Source organism: Litorivivens sp., from assembly GCF_041625495.1.
Lineage (GTDB): Bacteria > Pseudomonadota > Gammaproteobacteria > Pseudomonadales > Spongiibacteraceae > Litorivivens.
The window spans coordinates 1-5,474 of sequence record NZ_JBFJTH010000210.1 but is presented as its reverse complement, the minus strand read 5'-3'; the positions used below and the strand labels follow the sequence as shown (position 1 = coordinate 5,474).

The following is a 5,474-nucleotide window of genomic DNA, read 5'->3' as shown; positions in this document are numbered from 1 at the left end:
CATCTACATCCAGCGTGGTGCCGGTTATAAACGACGCGCGATCGGAGCATAGGTAGGCTACCGCGTCGGCTACTTCCTCGGGCTCACCTAGCCGGCGCATGGCATGCACTTTCGCGGTGTGTTCCTCCGCACCAGGCACTTTGGCAAAATAGTCCACAATGGCCGGTGTGCGAATCCCTCCGGGATTTATTGCGTTAACACGAATACCCTTTTGGGCGTATTCGGCAGCAGCGGTTTTGGTCAGGGCAATCACGCCGCCTTTAGCTGCACTGTAAGGCGCCTGCATCGCTTCCCCTCGAACCCCAGAAAGCGATGCGATATTTACAATTGCACCACCACCCTGTTTCAACATCTGCGGTATCTGATACTTCATACATAGCCACACACCTTTCAGCGTGACATCTTGCGCCAGTTGCCAGTTTTTCGCCGTCACATCTGGCAACAGCGCAAAGCCACCACCGAAAGCCGCATTATTGCTGACACAATCCACGCGACCAAAGACGTCAACAGCCTGTTCGACCATGGCCTTCACATCGTCCTCATTCCCTACATTGGCGCGAATCGCCAGTGCTTCGCCGCCCGCTTGGCGCACTAACTCGACGGTTTCTTCTGCGGATTCCAAGTGATAATCCACCACAGCCACCCGAGCACCGTCTCTTGCAAAGGTAAGCGCGGTGGCGCGACCAATCCCACTACCACCGCCCGTAACCAGACCAATTTTTCCTGACAGCAACATCTATGACGCCTCGGCAAACAGTTTTTTGTGCAATTGCGGTGCAAAAATTACCGCGCGATGATGATGTTCCAGAGCGGCTTCGCTACTGGCCAGCCAGAAGACAATATCTGCGATCGCCTGTGGCGGGGTTGGATTAAAGCGCGCGGCAATCTTGTCATCAAAGCCATTGGCCTTCATCACTTCAGTCAACACAAAGCCCGGCTCTACCGAAAAGAAACGCAGCGCGCTGTCTTTATGCTCCACCCGCAGCGAGGGCATCATGCGAATCAAGGCCGCTTTTGACGAGGGATAAACAAAACCCCAGCCGCCTTCATCCGCAGGTGCCGGCGGGTCATTTAACGCCGAGCCCGACACCATATTGATCACCGCTCCGCTGTTGCGCTCCAGCATACCCGGCAACAGTTTCTTCACGAGCGCGAGCGGCGTTAACACATTACCACGATAGACCTTTTCCGCTTGTTCCAGCTCTACATCCAGCACTCGCTGCATATTGCCTGGCCCTTGGTAACAGGCGTTATTGAATAACACATCCACCCGACCAAAATGGGTCAGGGCCTGATCGGCAGCAGCGAGCACAGAATCCGTATCGAGAATATCCGAACGAATCAGCAAAACATCAGCGCCATAAGCGCGAGCCTGTTCGGCGGTCGCTTCGAGTGAACCGGGCAGCGCAGTCGTTGTCGACTGCCAGCTGCCGTACTCGTTCTCTTCGCCTTCTTTTACTGTGCGCGCTGTGAGCGCAAGATCATATCCCTGCTTGGCAAACTCAATCGCCGTAACTGCGCCGATACCGCGACTGGCGCCAGTAATAAAGGCAACCTTTCGGCTCATGACTCACCTCCCAACGGACGATCTTCGGTCCACACAACGTTCAGATCGCGTTTCAAGTATTTGGCCACACCCTCACGAACTTCAATGGTTTCCTGATAGCGAATTCCCATATCCATCTTGTGTTCCACATCGTCCTTGACGTAAAAGTGGGAGGCAATGCAGTAAGTCTCGCCGCTGTACCTGTCGCCATCCCACTCACCAAACTGCGAGCCAATCAGGTGAAAGGTGCGACTGTATTGCCGCAGAAATTCCAGGTTATCAATAAACACCTGACGCGATTCTGCGCCAAATCCAGGGCCGTGCTGGGTGAAATCCGGCCACATGATATCTTCGGCTTCTTCAAAATTGCGATCATCCACAATGCGCACATATTCATTGGCCAGACGCCAGGGTTCATTATTCTTATCCATAGCTTTGCTCCCTTCAGGAATACTGTTTTTTCACTTCTGCCAGACGTCCAAAGAATTCGTCGAACATGGCGGCGTCGTAAACAAAATACAGTGGCAAGATTTCTATATAGGTGGCTCCCGCTTCCAACATTGCCGGAATGGTATCAATCGTGGCCTGATAATCCGGGTTGCCGTCGGCGCCAAACTTGTGCTCGACCATAGCGCGAACTTGAAGCTCGGCCGGATCGCGCCCAGCGTCTTCAAAAGCACGTTTCAATGCGGTAACGCCTTCGCCAAATACCTTGGGGTCTTGCTCAATGGGTATCCAGCCATCAGCCACTTGCGCAATGGCCTTGCAGTTTTCTTCATTAGCTTTTACGCCCACCCAGCACGGAACTGTGCTCGGCGCAGGACGACAATAAATATCGTTAAAGGCTATTTTCTCACCCTGATAGCTCGCCGGTGCATTAGCCCATAGGGCTTTCATGGCCGCGATCTGTTCAAACAGGTATTGCTTTCGCCCCTTAAACGGCAGGCCAGACGCCTCATACTCTTCACGCTGCCAGCCGGTACCTAACCCCATCACTACCCGACCCGGCGCCAGCGCGTCCAATGTGCCAACCTGTTTAGCCAACAGGGCCGCCGATCGCAAAGGTGCAATCAGCACGCCCTGTGACAACTCAATTCGGTCGGTGGCGCCGGCAATGGCAGACTCGATGGTCATCGGTTCCAGCCAGGGTGTTTCCGGTGGCGACGGAAATTCACCGTAGGGGTAGCGGTCAGTTCGGCTACCCATCACCACGTGATCGGTCATCGAAAGCTGATCAATGCCCGCCGCCTCGGCTTTTTGCGCGACTTCGATCAAACCACGCGGACTGCCACCGTAAAGGTTTTCCAACCCATAAATACCAACGCTCAATTTAAAACTCATCGCTTGCTCCTTTTTTGAATTCGCTCTATTTCCAATGTTATCAATGCCCCCAGTGCGGCAAGGGTACGCCGCAGAGACGTACCGCGATCAAGTTCGCCACGGCTGTAAGCCAACGCAAAATTCTTGGTAACGGCCGTGCAGTTATCGAGCAGCAACCGCGCGGACAGCGCGTCTACCCCCAGCTCCAGAAAATAGCGGTGCCAGCGGAACTCGTAACGCGCCACCAGTTCTCGGTGGTAGTCGCTGAAGTCTTCGTTGATTTCCGGGACCGCTCTAAGAATCAAACCGGCACAGCCGTATTCATCTATCACATCCCAGATCAGGGCTTCCAGGCTCGCACTGCGACTGCTGTCGCCCGCCAGAAAGCCCTTTATTGCCTGATACTGCTCTTCGCAGGTGAACTGCTGCTCGAGACGTTGATAAAAAGATTCGGAAATGGCGAAGTAAAGATCCGATTTCTTGGGAAAGTAGGAATAGACCAGCGGCCGGCCGCAACCGGCAAGCTCTGCAATGCGGGCGTGTTTGAGTGCGTCAATGCCTTCAAACTCAACAATATAGGCCGCCACCTTGATCAGCTGTTCACGCCGCTCTTCGCGTGATGCGCGTTGAGCAAGCTCAGCAATAGCGTTTAATCGATGTTGGGCGGCGGCGGTCACCGGCGAGTCCTCCGTTGGCGGGAGGATCACTTTCTCGCTTTATTGACAAAGTGTCAACAGGGTGAAACTACGTCATTTGGATGAGTAGCGATGGCTAGCAGTACTCTACAGCGAGAGCACCTTAAACGAAGGATCTGTGGTGTCACGCGCAGACACCGCATTAACGTAGCCACGATGCAGGTCGTGAATGGTCTGCATATCCAGCACATGTTCGCGATGATCTATGGCCCACTTGCCGTCACGTTTTGACCACTGGTCGAGATAGCGCCCCCGACCGATAATTTCACGCTGCCCGCCATCCTCATCCGGCAGCGACCACAGTACAACTGTCACGTAGGTTTCACTACATGCCAACTCGCCGTTCACCTGGATAATATGATTGGTAATCTGATGGGAATGGCGCTCCATCAAAGCATGAGCATCCCACACCCAATCTACAAATTCGCGCCCACTACCCTCAAATATATCGTGATAAAGTGCCGTACCGGCGTCATGCCACACCGAATAGGCCAGGGCTTTGTCCATACGATCAAGCCCCCGACAGTAGTTACAAAGTACTTCGTATATTGCCTGTTTTTCCTGAAGCGAATTCATTGCCAGCCACCCATAAGATCAATCCGGTATTTCACGAAAATACTGCAACCCACTCCATCCCCGCAACATACGCCCCCTTTATGGTTAAGGATCAATTACCGGGAATGAAAGGCTGTCGCCGGTTTAACAACGGACGCTGGTAGCTAGGATCATTTACATCCCGGCTTGGCACACCGTTCAACGGCAGATCGGCAACATCAGCAAATGGAATATCCATTGTCGGCACCGTACCCGACCATTCAATCGCATTATTTCTGAAGGCAATTTTCCACTGACCAGCACGATATTCCAGACGATCAATATAGCGGCCTCCCGCCATCCAGTTGGTGTCGTCGCGATTGCGGCCGACATACAGATAGTATGTTTCCGAGTGAGCAATATCCCCTTCAATGTCACAACTGTGGTTAAGCAGACTGTGCTGGGTCGCGGCCTGCCCTTCGCTGTGCATCGACTGCGCCCATTCATACAGCGAAACGGGATCGCCGACGAATATGCCCGCTGATATTTGCGCATCTTCGTGAAAGGCTGACAAAAAAACCTCGCGATCAAACCGATCAATTCCGCGGCTGAACCGCACCAAACAGTCGTAAATTTCCTGTCGATGCAGTAGTTCTTCCAGCTTCGCCATTTTCTCAGGCGTCATTGATACTTGTGCGTCCGTCATGCAATACCCCGCGTGTTAGCTCTGTGCATTTTCAGTCGTCAATGGGCGCCCACAGTGGGGCCCCGCGCGATCCTCGCAACGAGGGTACGACTTTTCCGTCAATGTCTTTCACCCCGTATTCCTGGGCCAGTTCTGCGGTGATAAACGTGCCGCCCGAATAACGCAAGACCTGCGGATCACTTGCCAGCGCCGCAATGACACGCCCCGGGAACTCAGGCGAGCATGCATCATCGGGGCGAGTGGCAGCGCCACCTTTCAGACCCGGAATATTTTCAAGATTGCGCTCTGCCCGCTCGGTCAGGGTAAGCCCCTGCCAAAGTGACAGCGACGTGATTCCATGAGGCTTCAGTTCAATAGCCATATCACGCGACATGCGATCTACCGCTGATTTGCTGGTACCAAATACAACACCGTAGGTGTATGCGACACCCGTATATCCGGAAATGGCCACGATCAAGCCCGAAGACTGGAGCGTCATGATTTGCGCAGCATGCCAGGCTGCAACAAAGTTGGAGCGCACACCAACGTCGATCATTTCCCAATTCGACAGGGGCTTTTCCCAGAAAGGTTTCTGTTCTGTGAGATCATCTGGGAGCGAGAAGTCGTTGTTCACAAGAACATCCAAACGGCCTTGTTCCTCGCGCACGCGATCGAATAATGCGGCCACATCACT

8 protein-coding genes are annotated in these 5,474 nt (G+C 53.7%); all 8 read right to left on the bottom strand.

Annotated elements, in window-relative coordinates; translation table 11 throughout:
* On the bottom strand, positions 1 to 736 hold a 736-nt coding region (locus ABYP39_RS17050), incomplete at its 3' end, for an SDR family NAD(P)-dependent oxidoreductase (protein WP_372783782.1).
* Complete coding sequence (locus ABYP39_RS17045; protein WP_372750284.1) at positions 737 to 1,567, bottom strand: SDR family NAD(P)-dependent oxidoreductase; 831 nt, start codon at positions 1,565 to 1,567, stop codon at positions 737 to 739. It lies immediately after the preceding gene.
* Positions 1,564 to 1,977: a nuclear transport factor 2 family protein gene (locus ABYP39_RS17040; protein ID WP_372758871.1), complete on the bottom strand. Its 414-nt coding sequence runs from the start codon at positions 1,975 to 1,977 to the stop codon at positions 1,564 to 1,566. The genes ABYP39_RS17045 and ABYP39_RS17040 overlap by 4 nt, the downstream gene beginning before the upstream one ends.
* Positions 1,978 to 1,990: 13 nt before the next feature.
* Positions 1,991 to 2,887 (bottom strand): TIGR03619 family F420-dependent LLM class oxidoreductase, encoded by an 897-nt coding sequence (locus tag ABYP39_RS17035; protein WP_372749617.1) that lies wholly within the window; start codon positions 2,885 to 2,887, stop codon positions 1,991 to 1,993.
* Positions 2,884 to 3,543, bottom strand: a complete 660-nt coding sequence (locus ABYP39_RS17030; RefSeq protein WP_372749618.1) for a TetR/AcrR family transcriptional regulator — start codon at positions 3,541 to 3,543, stop codon at positions 2,884 to 2,886. The genes ABYP39_RS17035 and ABYP39_RS17030 overlap by 4 nt, the downstream gene beginning before the upstream one ends.
* Before the next feature lie 105 nt (positions 3,544 to 3,648).
* Positions 3,649 to 4,137 carry a nuclear transport factor 2 family protein gene (locus tag ABYP39_RS17025; RefSeq protein WP_372783780.1) on the bottom strand — a complete coding sequence of 163 codons (489 nt, stop codon included), beginning with the start codon at positions 4,135 to 4,137 and terminating at the stop codon, positions 3,649 to 3,651.
* A 91-nt stretch (positions 4,138 to 4,228) separates the two neighbouring features.
* A complete protein-coding gene (locus tag ABYP39_RS17020) occupies positions 4,229 to 4,801 on the bottom strand; it encodes a nuclear transport factor 2 family protein (protein ID WP_372783778.1) in 573 nt (190 codons plus the stop codon).
* Positions 4,802 to 4,832: 31 nt separating this feature from the next.
* Positions 4,833 to 5,474, bottom strand: a 642-nt coding sequence (locus ABYP39_RS17015; protein ID WP_372783776.1) for an SDR family NAD(P)-dependent oxidoreductase, incomplete at its 5' end; no start/stop codon positions are given.